The sequence below is a fragment of the Bradyrhizobium iriomotense genome (assembly GCF_018129405.1).
GTDB lineage: Bacteria > Pseudomonadota > Alphaproteobacteria > Rhizobiales > Xanthobacteraceae > Bradyrhizobium > Bradyrhizobium iriomotense_B.
Window position 1 is genome coordinate 67,815 of sequence record NZ_JAFCLP010000026.1, and the last position, 16,260, is coordinate 84,074.

The 16,260-nt window shown below is 63.8% G+C and carries 15 protein-coding genes; 6 read left to right on the top strand and 9 right to left on the bottom strand.

The window, feature by feature from the left end:
- Window positions 1–19: 19 nt before the first annotated feature.
- Genes exbB through JQ592_RS34415 form a run of 3 tightly spaced genes read left to right on the top strand, consistent with a single transcriptional unit; the run spans window position 20 to window position 2,073 of the window.
- Window positions 20–796, top strand: coding sequence for a tonB-system energizer ExbB (gene exbB / locus JQ592_RS34405; RefSeq protein WP_211407146.1), 777 nt, complete (start codon window positions 20–22; stop codon window positions 794–796).
- A 3-nt stretch (window positions 797–799) separates the two neighbouring features.
- Window positions 800–1,246: a TonB system transport protein ExbD gene (gene exbD / locus JQ592_RS34410; RefSeq protein ID WP_211407147.1), complete on the top strand. Its 447-nt coding sequence runs from the start codon at window positions 800–802 to the stop codon at window positions 1,244–1,246.
- Window positions 1,246–2,073, top strand: a complete 828-nt coding sequence (locus tag JQ592_RS34415) for a TonB family protein (RefSeq protein ID WP_211407148.1) — start codon at window positions 1,246–1,248, stop codon at window positions 2,071–2,073. The genes exbD and JQ592_RS34415 overlap by 1 nt, the downstream gene beginning before the upstream one ends.
- Before the next feature lie 45 nt (window positions 2,074–2,118).
- Here JQ592_RS34415 and JQ592_RS34420 read toward each other — a convergent pair whose 3' ends face one another.
- The 3 genes from JQ592_RS34420 to JQ592_RS34430 all read right to left on the bottom strand — a co-directional run bounded on the left by JQ592_RS34420 (window position 2,119) and on the right by JQ592_RS34430 (window position 4,974).
- Complete coding sequence (locus tag JQ592_RS34420; protein WP_211407149.1) at window positions 2,119–3,474, bottom strand: esterase-like activity of phytase family protein; 1,356 nt, start codon at window positions 3,472–3,474, stop codon at window positions 2,119–2,121.
- Window positions 3,475–3,725: 251 nt separating this feature from the next.
- Window positions 3,726–4,727, bottom strand: coding sequence for an alpha/beta fold hydrolase (locus JQ592_RS34425; protein ID WP_211407150.1), 1,002 nt, complete (start codon window positions 4,725–4,727; stop codon window positions 3,726–3,728).
- A 13-nt stretch (window positions 4,728–4,740) separates the two neighbouring features.
- Window positions 4,741–4,974 (bottom strand): hypothetical protein, encoded by a 234-nt coding sequence (locus tag JQ592_RS34430; protein ID WP_211407151.1) that lies wholly within the window; start codon window positions 4,972–4,974, stop codon window positions 4,741–4,743.
- 116 nt (window positions 4,975–5,090) lie between these two features.
- Here JQ592_RS34430 and JQ592_RS34435 point away from each other — a divergent pair, with 116 nt between their 5' ends.
- Window positions 5,091–5,984 (top strand): LysR family transcriptional regulator, encoded by an 894-nt coding sequence (locus JQ592_RS34435; protein WP_211407152.1) that lies wholly within the window; start codon window positions 5,091–5,093, stop codon window positions 5,982–5,984.
- Window positions 5,985–6,090: 106 nt separating this feature from the next.
- On the opposite strand, the gene JQ592_RS34440 is transcribed toward JQ592_RS34435, so the two are convergent.
- The 4 genes from JQ592_RS34440 to JQ592_RS34455 form a co-directional block, all read right to left on the bottom strand.
- Entirely contained in the window at window positions 6,091–6,987 is an 897-nt protein-coding gene (locus tag JQ592_RS34440) for a carbohydrate ABC transporter permease (protein ID WP_211407153.1), read from the bottom strand.
- The gene (locus JQ592_RS34445) at window positions 6,980–7,936 is read right to left on the bottom strand and encodes a carbohydrate ABC transporter permease (protein ID WP_211407154.1); all 957 of its coding nucleotides are present in this window, start codon (window positions 7,934–7,936) and stop codon (window positions 6,980–6,982) included. Before JQ592_RS34445 ends, JQ592_RS34440 begins: the two co-directional genes overlap by 8 nt.
- 175 nt (window positions 7,937–8,111) lie before the next feature.
- On the bottom strand, window positions 8,112–9,455 hold the full coding sequence (locus JQ592_RS34450) for an ABC transporter substrate-binding protein (RefSeq protein WP_211407155.1): 1,344 nt from the start codon (window positions 9,453–9,455) through the stop codon (window positions 8,112–8,114).
- Between the two features lie 86 nt (window positions 9,456–9,541).
- Complete coding sequence (locus JQ592_RS34455) at window positions 9,542–10,585, bottom strand: C-terminal binding protein (protein ID WP_211407156.1); 1,044 nt, start codon at window positions 10,583–10,585, stop codon at window positions 9,542–9,544.
- A 251-nt stretch (window positions 10,586–10,836) separates the two neighbouring features.
- Here JQ592_RS34455 and JQ592_RS34460 point away from each other — a divergent pair, with 251 nt between their 5' ends.
- Together JQ592_RS34460 and JQ592_RS34465 are read left to right on the top strand one after the other, a co-directional pair.
- Complete coding sequence (locus JQ592_RS34460) at window positions 10,837–12,522, top strand: methyl-accepting chemotaxis protein (RefSeq protein WP_211407157.1); 1,686 nt, start codon at window positions 10,837–10,839, stop codon at window positions 12,520–12,522.
- A gap of 670 nt (window positions 12,523–13,192) precedes the next feature.
- Window positions 13,193–13,987: a Crp/Fnr family transcriptional regulator gene (locus tag JQ592_RS34465; RefSeq protein WP_211407158.1), complete on the top strand. Its 795-nt coding sequence runs from the start codon at window positions 13,193–13,195 to the stop codon at window positions 13,985–13,987.
- 39 nt (window positions 13,988–14,026) lie between these two features.
- Here the strand turns inward: JQ592_RS34465 and JQ592_RS34470 are convergent, their stop codons facing one another.
- Window positions 14,027–15,004, bottom strand: coding sequence for a Bug family tripartite tricarboxylate transporter substrate binding protein (locus JQ592_RS34470; protein ID WP_211407159.1), 978 nt, complete (start codon window positions 15,002–15,004; stop codon window positions 14,027–14,029).
- Window positions 15,005–15,095: 91 nt separating this feature from the next.
- Window positions 15,096–16,031, bottom strand: a complete 936-nt coding sequence (locus JQ592_RS34475) for a DMT family transporter (protein ID WP_211407160.1) — start codon at window positions 16,029–16,031, stop codon at window positions 15,096–15,098.
- Window positions 16,032–16,260 lie beyond the last annotated feature (229 nt).

Below are 16,260 nucleotides of genomic sequence, written 5' to 3' on the forward strand. Positions count from 1 at the left end.
TTTCTGTCGGGAGATCAGGATGCAAAGCAAGTCCAGGCTTCGGCACATGATCCTAACAACTGCGCTGGCGCTCGCGCCGGCGCCGGCCTTCGCGATCGATGAGGCGTTGCTGCCGCGCAATCTGTCGCCCTGGGGCATGTTTCTCGGCGCCGACATCGTCGTGAAGACGGTGATGGTCGGGCTCGCCGTTGCCTCGCTGGTGACGTGGACGGTGTGGCTCGCCAAGAGCATCGAGCTGCGCCGCAAGAGCGCACTTGCCGTGCAGCGAACGCGCGCGCTCGAAGGCAGGATGAAGCTGGCTGAGGCGGCGGAGCGGACTGGAGATGCGCACGATGCCGTCGCCCAGCTCATCCAGTCCTGCGCGAAGGAGGCGGAGCTCTCCGGCGGCATCATCGATGACGGCCTCCAGGAGCGCGTGGCGCTGCGGCTGGAGCGGGTCGAGGCGGCGATGTCCAGGCAGATCGCGCGCGGCACCGGCGTGCTCGCGACCATCGGCGCCACCGCCCCCTTCGTCGGCCTGTTCGGCACGGTCTGGGGCATCATGAATTCCTTCATCGGCATCTCCGAGAGCCACACCACCAGCCTCGCGGTGGTTGCGCCGGGCATCGCGGAGGCGCTGCTTGCCACCGCGCTCGGCCTCGTTGCCGCGATCCCGGCAGTGGTGATCTACAATCATCTCGTCCGCGGCATCGCCAATTATCGCGCGCTGCTCGGCGACGCCTCGGCGCAGCTGATGCTGCTGGTCAGCCGTCAGCGCGACCACAGGGAGTTCCGCCTGGCGCGGGCGGCGGAGTAGGCCATGGCTGCGAAGCTCGGCGCGCGTTCGGGTTCGCCGCTCAAGCGCGGTGACCCCGGTGATCTCGACGTCACCCATGAAATCAACGTCACGCCGTTCATCGACGTGATGCTTGTGCTGCTGATCATCTTCATGGTGGCAGCCCCGCTCGCCACCGTCGACATCGGCGTCGAGCTGCCCGCGACCGCGGCCGAGCCTGCGCCGCGGCCGGACAAGCCGACCTTCGTGACCGTGAAGCCGGACCTCACCGTCGCCGTCGGCGAGGACACCATGGCTCGTGATGGTCTCGCCGCGGCGCTTGAGGCCGCCACCAAGGGCCGCAAGGACGAGCGCATTTATCTCCGCGCCGACAAGGCGGTCTCCTATGGCGACCTGATGGAGGTGATGAACACCTTGCGCAATGCCGGCTATCTCAAGGTCGCTCTGGTCGGCCTCGACGGACGCAGCTGATGGCCGCGAACGCCTTTGCCTTGCACGAACCGCTCGGCGAACGTGAAACCGCCCGCTGGGGCGTATCGGCTTTGGTGATCGTGGCGCTGCATCTTGCCGCCGCACTGCTTGCGATGAATTGGCTGAAGCAGGTGCCGGACCCGGGCGTCAACATGCCGGCGATCCTTGTCGACATGACACCGGAGACGTCGGCGCCGCAGTCGACGCCGCTCGATATTGCGCCTGGACCGGTGATGGAGCAGGCCGACGCCTCGCCGCCGGAGCCGATGCAGCAGCAGGCTGTCGAGGAGATGCTTCCGCCGACACCGCCGCAGGAGAAGCCGGACGTGGTTGCGCCGCCGGAGCAGAAGTTCGAGCCAAGCCCGCCCAAGCCCGAGCCTGCGAAAGTTGAGCCCGTGGAGAAGTCGGCGCCGGTAAAGCCCAGAGTGATACGCCCCGACGCCCGCAAGCCGTCTGAGGCGCCGCCCGCTCCCCGCACCAGCGCGCCGCCGCGTGCGGAACGCCAGGCCCCGCTCGCCTCCGCCGTAAGTGCGGGCGCAGTCGCTTCCGCGATGGCGACCTATTACCAGCGCGTCCGCGCGCACCTGATGCGCTTCCACCAGTATCCGGCAGGTGCCAATGGTCAGAAAGGTGTCGTCAGGCTGAGCTTCACGCTCGGCCGCGGCGGCCAGGTCCTGTCCAGCCGCGTCAGCGGGTCTTCGGGCGTTGCGGCGCTCGACGCCCAGGCCGCGGCAATGATGCGTCAGGCGCAACCATTTCCGGCAATGCCGCCCGAGATCACATATGCGACGGTCCCCATCAACATCCCGGTGATCTTCGGGAGGTGACCGGGCTCCTCTCCCGCGCGAAGCGGGAGAGGAGAGAGCGTCGCCCTACTTCGCCTTCAGGAAATCCGCGACTTCGAGCAGCATGAACTCGTCGTCATCGGCCTTGTTGGGATCGCGGCTAGAGGAGAACGGCAAATTGTTGTCGTTACCGACGATGATGTGGGTGTCGTCGACGCGATCGACGTTCTCGATGGTGAAGAACGGAAAGGTGTAGACGCCGTCATTGAGCGGCTTCTTCGCCTTCTTGTCGGGATCCTGGATCTTCATCAGGTCGATATAGCCGATCTTGCGCACGGGCTTGCCGACATTGGCGTCGGAGAGCTCGATCTTGTAGACGCGCTTGAACTTGGCAATGTCGGGGAAGCAGTTCTCGCCGCGCTGGCCTTGCGGGCAGGCCTTGTCGGCCGTACCTTCGCCATTGTCGCGCTCGATGATGAGGCCGGAGGCCTGATCGATCATGTTGAAGTCGCCGATGGCGTTGCCGTTCTGCTCGAACACATATTGCCAGTAGCGGCCGGTGAACTTCTCGGCAGCGACGTCGAATTCGAGGATGCGGGAAGCTTCCTTGCCGTCGACCTTCTCCCAGTCCTTCTTGTCGGCGTCCCACAGCGGCCCCTCGAGCAGGCCGTAGAGGAACTTGCCGTCCTTCGACGAGGCGAAGCCCTCATAGCCCTTGGAGCGGCGGAGGTTGACATTGGTGTAGGTCGCGCCAGGCGCGCCGGGCGTCGCGACGGCCCAGTTGTCCGGCGAGCGCACCGGCTTGCCGTCGGCAACCGTCTCGAACACGCCGAGGATCTTTCCGGTCTTGTCTGCCTTCAGGATGTAGGGGCCGAACTCGTCGCCGATCCAGAAGGTGTCGCCGATGATCTGGAAGCCCTCGGTGTCGAAGTCCGAGCCGGTGAGGTAACGTTTCTGGGTGTCCTCATGCACGATGCGGAACGGCACCTTTTTGTCGGGATCGTGCAGGAAGATGGTCTCCTGGCGTTCGATCTTTCCGTTCGCCCAGTCCATCTTGTAACGGTTGAGGTACAGCATCGAATCCGGCGAGTTGGCGCGCGCGCCCATGCCGTTGTCGGTGATCACCCAGAAGCTGCCGTCGGGCATGGTCTTGATGCCGGAATGGCCCTGCAGCGGCTGGCCCTTGAACGGCAGCGACACGCCGGTCGGACGCTCATAGGACTTGCCCATGACGGTGCCGAGCGCGTCGACGCGCTTGCCGGTGGTGTACTTGCCCGAGGTCTTGAGATCGGCGGGCGCATCCGCCGGCGCGTCGATGAAGGTGGCGGCCGGCATCACCACGTGGCCGGCGAGCTTGGCCGGAAATTCGCCCTCGTTCTGGGCGAGCGCGGTGCTCGCGGTGAGAATGATCGTTGCGACGGTGCTGAGAAAAGTCGCGCGCATGTGCGTCTCCTGTTGGCGGACGCACGCCTTATGCGGATGACCTATTGCAGTTTTGTGAAGCCGGGCCAAACGCCGCAGCACTCTCTGCTCCCTGATCGAATCTGACGAGGTGGCCGCCTGCGCGGCAACCTCGCGGAATCCGATCGAAGGCTAAAGCATGATCCGGAAAAGTGCGAAGCGGTTCTCCGGAAAGATCATGCGTAAACAACAACCGAAAGCGCGATGAGTATTCATCCAAATCTCATCGCGCTTTAAGTAATCTTGCGGGCGAGGAAATCGCGTATCAGGGGAGTGACCTCGTCGAACCTGTCCTCGAGCAGGAAATGGCCGGAGTTGACCAGATGAAATTCCACCTGGGGCAGGTCGCGCTTGTAGGGATGGGCACCGTCGGCAGGGAAGATGAAATCGTTCTTGCCCCAGACGATCAGCGTTGGCGGCTTGTGCTTGCGGAAGTAGGCCTGCACCGCCGGATACAGCGGCAGATTGGTTCGATAGTCGTAGAACAGGTCAAGCTGGACGTCGTTGTTGCCCGGCCGGTCCAGCAGCGCCTGGTCATGGATCCAGTTGTCGGGCGAGATCCGGCTCGCGTCCGACATGCCGTCGGTGTACTGGAATTTGGTCGTCTCCAGCGTCAATAGCTTCATCAGCGCCTGACGGCTCGTCGCTGACCCGTCGGCCCAGTATTGCTTGATCGGATTCCAGAACTCCTTCAGTCCTTCATCGTAGGCGTTGCCGTTCTGGACGATGAGGCCGCTGACGCGTTCGGGATGCTTCAGCGCCAGCCGCCAGCCCACGGGGGCGCCGTAATCCATGACGTACATCGCGTAGCGCTTGACGCCGAGCTGGTCGAGAAGACCGTCGACGAGCTCGCCGAATCGATCGAACGTATACTTGAATGAGGCGCGCGGCGGCATGTCGCTCTGGCCGTAGCCGGGATAATCGGGGGCGATCACATGGTACCGGTCCGCGAGCGCCGGGATCAGGTTGCGGAACATGTGGGAGGAGGTCGGAAAGCCGTGCAGCAGCAGCACCACAGGAGCATCCTTCGGCCCGGCTTCGCGGTAGAAGATCTTGATCCCGTCGATGGTCTTGGTCCGATGGTACGTGACCGGATAGCCGGTGCGGGAGCGATCGCGTTGCGGCCTTGCCGCAGCGGCTGGCGCAGCCGCGGCAACGGCAACTCCGGACAGGCCAAGGACGAGGTGCCGGCGATCGAAGCCGGTAGATGGGCGCGTGATGTTCTCGATGCTCATGTCGATCTCCCAGTCAAAATCGGTGATGATTGTATTCGTCGGTCGCCGCGAGCCCGGCGCTGGATTCTGCGATGACGCTGTCAATGCAGCCGGTGGCCGTGTGATCGGCGGGCTTGTGGTTGGTGCGCCCGAGGAATGCCGAAGGCAGATCCAATTCCACGCTGCCTTCGCGCGCCAGGCCGAGGTGCCGGAATTGCGAGCAGCCGAATGCCGTCCGGCCTTCGTCGATTGATCGTTTTTCAGGCAAGCTTCCAGCAGTCCCATTCCAAAGTCCGTAGCAGGCTTCGGGTAACCGATTGCGACAGGCGCGATCAGTCCATATGATCGAGAAGCTACTTCTCAGGTTACGGAAAGACGCGTCTGATGGACCGGCTGGAGGCGATGTCGGTGATCATCGCCGTCAATGAAACAGGAAGCTTCTCGGCAGCCTCCCGGCGCCTCAGGATGCCGGTCGCAACAGTCAGCCGAACGGTTGCCGAGCTGGAGGCGCGGCTGAACGCCCAGCTGTTTCAGAGATCATCGCGCCAGATGACGCTGACCGACGCGGGACGATTCTATATCGAGGCCTGCAAGCGGATCATCGAGCAGGTGGACGATGCCGAGCGGGAGGTCTCCGGCGAGTACCGAAGTCCGAGGGGCGATCTCGCGGTCACGTCGCCGTGGGGACTGGGCCACATGCACCTTCTGCCGATCGCGCTCGAGTTCATGGAGGCTTATCCCGAGATCGCGCTGCGGCTCGTGCTCACCGACCGCATCGTCAACACCGTCGACGAGAATATCGATGTGTCGATTCGAATCGGCAGTCTGCCGGACAGCAACCTGATCGCGACCCGGGTCGGCTCGGTCCGGTTCGTGCTCTGTGCCAGTCCCGGCTACCTCGCGAAGCGGGGGCATCCGAACGAGCCCTCCGATCTGGCGTCGCACGATTGTATCGGTGTCGACAGCCATGCGGCGCAGAAGAGCTGGAAGTTCGTCAAGGACGGCGGCGAAGTCACGGTGCCGATACGCTCGAGATTGACGGTGAGCGATTCGGAGGCGGCGGTCGAAGCTGCCGTCGCAGGTGCCGGCATCACGCGGGTGATGTCCTACAAGATGGAGGCTGCGCGGCGTGCCGGCAAGCTCGTCCTCATGCTGGAGGAATTCGAGCAGGAGCCCTGGCCCGTCCATATCATCTATGCGGAGCGAAAGCCCGCGCCGCTCAAGCTCCGCGCCTTTCTGGATTGGGCCACGCCGCGCCTCAAGGCCCGGCTGGCCTAAAGCATGATCCGGAAAAGTGCGAAGCGGTTTTCCGAAAAGATCATGCGTAAACAACAACCTGAAGCGCGATGACGATTCATCCAAATCTCATCGCGCTTTAGTTCTGCTACTCCTTTACCGCGCCGGTCAGGGACGACACGTAGTAATCCACGAACAGCGAGTAGAAGATCGCGACCGGCAGCGAGCCGAGCAGCGAGCCCGCCATCAGCGCACCCCATTGGTAGACGTCGCCGGTGACGAGCTCGGTCAGGATCGCGACCGGCACGGTCTTGTTGGCGCCGCTCTGGATGAAAGCCAGTGCGTAGATGAACTCGTTCCAGGACAGCGTGAAGGAGAAGATGCCGGCCGAGATCAGGCCGGGCACCGCCAGCGGCAGCGTGATCCGGCGCAGGATCTGGAGCCGCGTCGCGCCATCGACCAGCGCGCATTCCTCGAGCTCGTAGGGGATCGATTTGAAATAGCCGATCAGGAGCCAGGTGCAGAACGGCACCAGGAAGGTCGGATAGACCAGGATCAGGGCAATCGGCGAGTCGAACAGGCCGAACTGCACCACGACGGTGGCGAGCGGAATGAACAGGATCGACGGTGGCACGAGATAGGCCAGATAAATGCCGAGGCCGACATAGGGACTGCCGCGGAAGCGCAGGCGTTCGATCGCGTAGGCCGCCAGCGTGCTCGCGATCAGCGACAGCGTGGTCGAGCCGATCGCGACTAGCATCGTCGTCTTCAGCCAGTGCGGATAGGCGGTGTTGAACAGCAGGTGCTTGATGTGGGCGAGCGTCGGCGAGGAGATCCAGAACGGGTTGTTCTCCTTGTAGTTCATCAGCTCCGCGTTCGGCTTGAACGAGGTGATCGCCATCCAGTAGAACGGAAACAGCAGGATCAGCACGAAGCAGCCGAGCGGCAGGTAGATCATCATCAACCGCCGCAGCCCGGAATCCCAGGCCATGGTGTCGGGTGCGGCTTTGGCGACGGCGGAGCCTTGCGCGACGGTGTCAGTCATTGGCCTCTCCCTGCTGCCATTTGCGGCGCGCCAGGCCGAAATAGGAGAACAGCGTCGCGAACACCAGGAACGGGATCATCGACACTGCGATCGCAGCGCCCTCGCCGAGCTCGCCGCCGGCGATGCCGCGCTGGAACGCCAGCGTTGCCAGCAGGTGGGTCGAGTTCACGGGCCCGCCGCGGGTGATGGCGTAGACGAGCTGGAAGTCGGTGAAGGTGAAGATGATCGAGAACGTCATGACGATGGCGAGGATCGGCATCATCATCGGGAAGGTGATGTAGCGGAAGCGCTGCCAGGCGCTGGCGCCGTCGAGCATCGCAGCCTCGTAGAGCGAGGGCGAGATGGTCTGCAGGCCCGCCAGCAGCGAGATCGCGACGAAGGGAATGCCGCGCCAGATGTTGGCTGCGATCAGCGAGAACCGCGCCGGCCAGGGCGAGCCGAGGAAGTCGATATTGCTCGACCTCCAGTGCAGCACGTCGACCAAAAGGTACGAGATGATCGAGAATTGCGGATCGTAGATCCACCAGAACGCCAGCGCCGAGAGCACGGTCGGCACGATCCAGGGCAACAGCACGATGGCGCGCAGCACGCTCTTGAACGGGAAATGGTTGTTGAGCAATAGCGCGAGCCAGAAGCCGAGCGCGAACTTCCCGAACGTCGCGACCGCCGTGTAGAACACGCTGTAGAACACCGCGTTCCACCACAAGGGATCGGTGAGCAGGTACTGGAAGTTCTCGAGGCCGACGAAGATGCCGCGCCGCCCGATCGTGGTGTCGGTGAAGGCGAGCCAGATGCCAAGGCCGAGCGGATAGGTCAGGAACACCGCGAGCAGCCCGAGCGCCGGCGCAAGGCACATCGCGATCAGGAACGGCTTGTAGTCGAACAGCCGCACCAGCCAGTTCGGCTGCCGGGCCACGACGCTGTGCGTTGAAAGAGTGGTTACGGACATCGGGCTCTTTGTCTTTTCAGGGCTTCAAGGTCATTCCGGGGCGATGCGCAGCATCGAACTATGGTGCGCAATTGCGCACCTGAGAATCTCGAGATTCCGGGTCTGGTGCTTGCGCACCATCCCGGAATGACGGCTTGTCATTGCTCGGCACAATGACGTCCGTCGTGCTTGCTCCTCAACGGCCCTGCCGCCGGAAGTACCGCTTGCAGCGCTGCTCGGCTTCCGCGGCCGCGGCCTCCGGCGTCGCCGCCCCGGTGGCGACCGAGGCGAACATTTGCACCGTCACATAGTCCGCGCGAACAGCGCCGGTGGCAGTCGAGATTGGCCCCTTGTAGCCGGCGTAATAGGTGTTGTTCATCGTGTTCTTGAAGATCGCGACCTTGGGATCGCCCTTCCACACCGCTGCATCGGCATAGGCCGCGAGCGGTTGCGACCAGTAACCGCTGTTGGCGTTGAGCCACGGCTCGTACTGGTCCTTCTCCAGCATGAATTGCAGGAAGGCTTTGGCCGCGTTGGGATAGGGGCTGTGCTTGAACACCATGGCGTTCAGCGTCAGTCCCGACATCGGCGGCCTCGGCGCAAGACCCTTCGGCAGCAACTGATGCTCGGAGTCTTCGGCGATGGAAGCAGTCGCCGGGTCGTTCTTGAGCGAGAAGTACAGCGAGACGCCGTTGGCCGTCAGCGAGATCTCCTGCGAGGAATAGGCGCGGTTGTTGCTGACGTCGTTCCAGGACGGCGTGCCGGCGATGAAGGTCGGATAGAGCTCCTTGACGTACTTCAGCGCCGCGATGGTTTCCTTGCTGTTGATGGTGACATTGCCTTCCTCATCCAGCAGCGCGGCATTGTGCGACCACATCATCCAGTCCGCGAAGCCGTTGCCGTCGCCCACGGCGTTGCCCAGCGCAAAGCCCGCGGGCTTGCCGGCCTGGTGCAGCTTCTTGCAGAGGTCCAGGAACCCGGCATGGTCTTCCGGTACCTTGTCGAACCCGACTGATTTGAGGACCGACTTGCGATAGATCAGAGGGCCGGCAGTAGCCCCGAACGGGAGCCCGATCCAGGTGTCGCTCTTGGCCTTCTTGCCATAGGCCTTCGCAAGGTTCTGCCAGCCGCCGTATTTTTTGCCGAGATAGTCGGCGACGTCGGTGAGCTCGATCAGCTTGTCGATGTAAATGTGCGGCGCGTCGGAGAAGCCGATGATGATGTCGGGGCCGGCGCCGGAATTCGAGGTCACCGCGGTCTGCTGGTTGATGTCTTCCCAGCCGACGAAGTCGACCTTGACCTCGACCCCGGTGTCCTTGGTGAACTTTGCCGCGTTGGCGCGGAACACGTCCTCGTCGGCCTGGACGAAGCGCACCGGGCGCAGCATGCGCAAGGACGCGCCCTTCTCGATGTCGCGCTTGGGTGCCGCTACGTCGGCGGCTTTGATATTGGATGTTTGCGCTGCAGCACCGGTGGCCGCGAGCGTTGCAGCGGACAGGCCCAGCGCCAAGGCATCACGACGTGTGATGTCGTTCCTCATCAGTACCTCCCTATATATGTTCCCTTCCCGGCGTTGATCGCCGGTGAAGGGCCGTTCCGTTCTTCGGCGCGTTTGGCGCCGGCCGCCTAGCTGTTCGGTCCGCGATCCATGCTGACGGGCTGCCAGCGGCGGAGCGCGGTGCTCTGCAGCACCGACGGATTGACGCAGCTTACCGGCCACATGCCCTGAAGCACCAGTGACAATTCGTAGCCCACGCGGCGCTTGCGCGCCTCGTCGAACCGTGCCGAGGCCGAGGCGACATGGGCGCTCAGCGTCACGTTCTCCATGCCGAGCAGCGGATTGTTGTGCGAGGGCGGCTCCTTCTCCAGCACGTCGAGGGCGGCGTGCGCGATCCAGCCTTCCTGCAGCGCCTTGATCAGGCTCTCCTCGTCCACCGTGGCGCCGCGGCCGGTGTTGATGAAGATCGAGCCCTTCTTCATCTGCCGGAAGTGCTTCTCGGTCAGCATGTGGTGCACCTCGGGCCGCGCGGGGGCATGCATCGAGACGAAGTCGGACTGCGACAGCACCTCGTTCAGCGTCGCGGGGATGACGCCGTGGTCGTACATCAGCGTTTCCTGGATGAAGGGATCGTAGGCCATCATGCGCAGGCCGAAGGGCGCGGCGCGCTTCGCAACCGCGCGCGCGACGCGGCCGAACGAGATGAAGCCGAGCGTCTGGCCCATCAGCCTCGGTATCTTGAGCAGCGCCGGCCGGCCCTCGGCCCAGCGGCCGTCGCGCACCATGCGGTCCTGCTCGACCAGTCGGCGGAAACCGGCGAGCAGCAGCATCATGGCGTGGTCGGCGACCTCCTCGATGAAGGTGTCGGGAATGTTGGTGACGGGAATGCCGCGGGCAGTGGCGGCCTTGACGTCGACGCTGTCGACGCCGACCGAGCCGAGCGTGATGACCTTGCAGCTCTGCAGGCTGTCGATGATGGTCTTGGTGATCGGGATGCCCTTGGCATAGATGGCATCGGCATCCTTCGCGGCGGCGATGAATTCCGCCTCGTTGGCGGGGGCCTCGACGATCTCGGCATCGATCGGATCGAGCGCTTCGCGCTCGAAGGAATAATCGCTGCCTGCGACCGTGAAGCTCGCGCCCTTCGGCGTCACCACCCTGTATTTCGGCATTTCCTGCTCCCGATTTGGTTTCTTGTTGTGACCCGGCCTTCTCCCGGGCCTTTGCGTCTTTTACGCGAAATCGAGCCGGGTGCGTACAATTGCCGGTTGTCTGGAGCGATGAATATTGCCGGTTTCGCCGGCATTCTCGGGGCTTCTACGGAGGCGCGTAAGTAACTTGCTAAGGGTCGCTCCCTAAAAGTTGATTCAATTTCGATCGATTCACTCGCGTGCCCGTATCCCTTTTTCGCCGGAGCTATCCCGTGAAGTTGAGCAATCTGAAGATCGCCCCCAAGCTTGGCATCCTTGTCGGCGTCACCTTGTTCGGCCTTTGCATCTCCGGAGTTCTCGCCGGTTATCTGATGAAGCGCGAGATGGTGAATGCGCGCATCGACCAGACCAAGGCGATCGTCGAGCTGGCCCGCAACTATGCGGCGACGCTGATGAAGCGGGTCAATGCCGGCGAAATGACCAAGGACGCCGCGTTTGCCGACCTGCGCCGCTACGGCAACGCGATGACTTACGACAAGGGCTCCGGCTATCTGTTCGGCACCACCTATGACGGCATCACGCAGCTTGCGCCCGATCCGAAGGTGATCGGCCAGAACCGCATGGACGTGGAGACGAATGGACGCAAGCTGTCGCGCGAGATCATGGACGGGGTCAAGGCCAACGGCGACACCCTGCTGTTCTATGAATATATGAAGCCCGGCCAGGACAAGCCCATCCGCAAGCTCGGCTATGCGGTCGCCGTCCCCGGCTTCGAGATGTATCTCGGCACGGGTGCCTATCTCGAGGACATCGACGAGAAGATGGGCCCGGTCTACTGGCTGCTCGGCTTTGCCATGCTCGGCATCGTCATCGTTGCCGGCAGCGTCGCCTGGATGATCGGTCGCAGCATCAGCCGTCCGCTGGCGCTGCTCGGCATGCGCATGAAGGATCTCGCCGACGGCAAGCTCGAGGGCGACATTCCCGGCGTCGGCCGCGGCGACGAGGTCGGCGCGATGGCCGCCACCGTCCAGATCTTCAAGGACAACGCGGTCCGCATCCGCGACCTCGAGAAGACCGAGTCGGACGCGAAGGAGCGCGCCGCGGCGGAACGTCGCAGCGCCATGGAAGAGATCGCCAACGACTTCGAGCGCAGCGTCAACGGCATCGTCCGCTCGGTCTCCTCGGCCGCAGCCGGCATGCAGACCACGGCGCAATCGATGACCGCGACCGCGAGCGATGCCTCCTCGCGTGCCGCAACGGTCGGCGCGGCCTCGCAAAAGGCCTCCGGCAATGTCGGCACCGTTGCGGCGGCTGCCGAGGAGCTGTCGAGCTCGGTTGCGGAAATCTCCCGCCAGGTGACGCGCTCGACCGAAGTTGCGAGCCGTGCCGTCAGCGATGCCGAGCGCACCAACGCCACGGTGCAGGAGCTCTCCACCGGTGCCGAGAAGATCGGCGAGGTGGTCAAGCTCATTCACTCGATCGCGGCGCAGACCAATCTCCTGGCGCTCAACGCCACCATCGAGGCGGCGCGCGCCGGCGAGTCCGGTCGCGGCTTCGCCGTCGTCGCCTCCGAGGTCAAGGCGCTCGCCAACCAGACCGCCAAGGCGACCGAGGAGATCTCGGCCCAGGTCGCGGCGATGCAGACCTCGACCACCGACGCTGTCGCCGCCATCGGCGGCATCACCCAGACCATCGCCGAGATGAGCGAGATCACGGCGGGCATTTCCGCCTCGATCGAGCAGCAGGGCGAGGCGACGCGCGAGATCGCCCGCAACATCCAGTCGGTCGCCGCTGGCTCGAGCGAGATCAACGCCAATATCGGCAGCGTCACCTCGGCCGCGGAAGCAACCGGCACGGCGGCGAGCGACGTGCTCACCAACGCACGCGAGCTGGACAGCCAATCCGGCGCGTTGCGCAACGCGGTGGACGGCTTCCTCGCCAAGGTGCGGGCGGCGTAAATTCTTGCGCTGAATTCGTAGGGTGGGCAAAGACGCGAAAGCGTCGTGCCCACCTTTTTTTTGAGTTTGTCGTCTGTCATGCCCCGCCTAGAGCATGATCCGGAAAAGTGCGCAGCGGTTTTCCGAAAAGATCATGCTCAAACAATAACCTAAAGCGCGATGACGATTCATCGCAATCTCATCGCGCTTTAGTGCGCAATTGCGCACGGGGGGCGGGGCATCCAGTACGCCGCGGCCTCTCGGCTCTAGCCTCGCTGTCTGAATACTGGATCGCCCGCCCCAGCGCGCTATTGCGCACAAGGCGGGCGATGACGGCGTCCTGTGACTCTCACTGTTTCTCGATGCCCGCTTGCGTGCATTGTCGAACGATTACGATGTGCCGCGCGCCAATTCGATTCCCTTTCGGGATGACAGCAGCTTTTGCCGCATGCTGGAAATTGGAACTTCTGCGCCGCACTACGGTGTTACCCATACGCATTTTGCAATTGTTTCTTGTCGCGCGCGCTTGCATCCAAATCGAGTTCGGCATTGCTCGCGCGCGTATCGCGAGGCCGACGATGAGGGCAGAAGCGACTCTGGGTGAATTGCAGGTTGTTGTGCGTACAGAAGGTAGTTTCAAGCAAATGATAGGGCCGCCGTTCCGCGCTGCCTCGAATGGCGAAGGCGCTGGATGCCTCCCAGCGAGTCGGCCGCAGTGATTCATTCCGGCGCAGTTCGCAATCGCCTTTTGGTCTCACTGCCGCCGGCGGACTTTGATCTACTCGCGCCCGAGCTTGAGGTGGTCACGCTCGATCAGGACGCGGTGCTGTCGCGAGCGGGTGATCGGGTCGACCACGTCATCTTCCCCCATAGCGGGGCCATCTCGTTGATGATCGATATGGCGAACGGGCAGACGGTTGCCACCGCAGCGGTCGGGCGCGAGGGGGCTGTGGGGAGTCTCTCCGTGCTGGGATCGTCGCCTTCGGCGATTACCGCCGTCGTTCGTGCGGCGGGCACCGCCTCGCGGATGCCCGCGACACGCTTTCACGCCGCCTTCAATCAGAGCCCCGCGATCCGCCACGCGGTCCAGACTCACGTTAAGGCGATGCTGGTCCAGTTTCAGTTCGGGCTGGCCTGCAATGCGCTGCATCCGGTCCAGGCCCGCATGGTGCGTTGGCTGCTCCACCTTCGCGACCGCCTCGATCATGACGTTCTCCCCCTCACGCAGGAGGCATTGTCGCAGATACTCGGTGTCCGACGTACGACGGTGACGCTGCTGATGCGCAATCTGCGTGCGTCCGGAGCGATTAGATCCGAGCGACGGGGTCAAATCGAGGTCGACCGGCTGCGGCTCGCGGCCGCGGCCTGCGAATGCCACGATACGATGCGCCGCGAAGTCGAGCAGATCTTCTCGACGCCTGGCCCGACCCCTGCGTCGCGGGTGCGCAAGGGCATATGGCCAAGCGAGCGGAGTGACGCCATATGAGGCGCTTGCGCGTCGCCTCAAGAGCTTTCCATCCTGCTTTCACTGCTTCTCGATCCCCGCGTCCCGGATCAGCCGTTCCCACAGCACCAGCTGCTCGTTCACGAATTTGCCGAGCTCTTCCGGCGTGCCGGAGAAGGCGTCCATGCCAAGCGTGGCGAGTTGGGCCTTGATCTCCGGCTTCTCGACGATCTTGCGGATCTCGGCGTTGAGCCGCGTCACGATCTCCTTCGGCATGCCGGCGGGACCGAAATAGCCCTGCCATGACGAGATGTCGAAATCGGGCACGCCCGCTTCCTGCATCGAGGGCAGGTTCGGCACCAGCGGCGAGCGGTCCTTGGTGGTGACGGCGAGCGCGCGCAGCGCGTTGCCGTTGACGTGCGGCAGGCCGGTCAGGATGTCCACGAACATCATCGAGACGCGCCCGCCCATGACGTCGTTGAGCGCCGGCGGCGAGCTCTTGTAGGGCACGTGCAAGAGGTCGAGCCCGGCATTGTGCGCGAAGGTCGCACCCGACACGATCGCCGAGGACGAGCCCGAGGCGTAGCTCAGCTTGCCCGGATTGGCCTTGCCGTAGGCGACGAGCTCGCCGACGGTCTTGGCGGGGACCTCGGGGTGAACGACCAGCATGAAGGGCAGGTCGCCGGTGCGGGCGATCGGGGTGAAATCCTTGACCGGATCGTAAGTCAGGCTCTTGAGCAGATAGGGATTGGCCGAATGCGTGGTGTTGGTCGTCACCAGCAGCGTGTAGCCGTCGGGTGCGGCGCGCGCGACATAGGTCGCCGCGAGCATGCCGTTGGCGCCGGCCTTGTTCTCGATCACGATGCCGACGCCGAGCGCCTGCGACAGATGCTGCGAGATGAGCCGCGTCGTGGTGTCGGTGCCGCTTCCGGCCGCGAACGGCAGCACCAGCGTGATGCTGCGGCTAGGGTAATTGTCGGCCTGCGCGGTGGATGCGGCGGCGAGGCAGAGCGCGGCCGCGCCGATGGTGCGCAGGTTTCGGGTCAACGCTGAAAGCATGTCTGGTCGTTCCCTCTTTTTTCGTTGGCGGGGAACCTAGCTTCTCTTCGCTGAAATCGGAAGGCGGGAGTTTGTCGCCCGCGTGACGGAATTACTTCGCCGCCGGGCCCTGGCGCGAGGCGATCACGACGCCGGCGAGCACCAGGGCGTAGCCGATCAGGTGAAAGGGCTGCAGCTTTTCGCCGAGCAGCAGGATCGCCATCGCCGAGCCGAACACCGGCACCAGATGGAAGAACGGTGCGGCCCGGTTCGGGCCGATCAGCGCGACGCCGCGGTTGAAGAACAGATAGGCCAGCGTCGACGGAAAGATCAGGATGTAGCCGAGCGTTGCCAGCGTCAGCGTATCGAAATGCAGGACGCGGCCGCTCATTGCTTCCCAGATCGCGGTGGGCAGCAGCATCATCGCGCCGCAGCAGGTGGTGAAGGACAGAAAAGACAGTTGGTGGATCTTGGGCCGGCGCGGGATGTAGGCGGAGTAGAGGCCGAACGCGATCAGCGAGGAGGCGAACATGAGATCGCCCCGGTTGAAGCTGATGCCCGCAAGCGCCGCGAGATCGCCGCGCAGGATGATGATCAGCACGCCGAGCAGCGAGATCGCGATGCCGGCGAGCTGTCCGCCGGTCAGCCGCACGCCGAACAGCACCAGCGACCACAGCGCCACGAACAGCGGACCTGCCGACTGGATCAGCAGCGCATTCAGCGCCTCGGTGTATTGCATCGCCCAGTACGAGATCGCGTTGTTGAAGGCGAAGCCCACCAGCGACAGGAACAGCATCAGCGGCAGGCTCCTGCGCAAGGCGGGCCAGTCGCGCTTCAGATGCGACCAGGCGAACGGCAGCAGGATCAGGAACACGCCGAACCAGCGGATCGTGGTCATCGTCAGCGGCGGCACATGCGCGCCGACATGGCGCGCGAGCACGATGTTGCCGGCCCAGAACAACGAGCTCAGGCTGAGCAGCAGATAAGGCTGGTTGTTGAGCCAGCTGGCCGGACTGGCGGCCGGTGGCGCAGGCGAAGCAATCGTCATGGGTGTCGGATACAACTTGCGCCGGATCGGCGTGATGACACAAGTCACGCCGCCGCAATGCTACAATGCGCGAGTGAGCCGCGGAGTGGCGCCAGCGGCTAATATGTTGGACGCAGCCTTGATGCAGTGCGCTCTTTCCCTCTCCCCTTGTGGGCTACGAGATTCACACATTTCGGAGGCTCCAACCATGCTTGATGGCGTGGAACTGGGTGAGGCCTCTGATCATGAC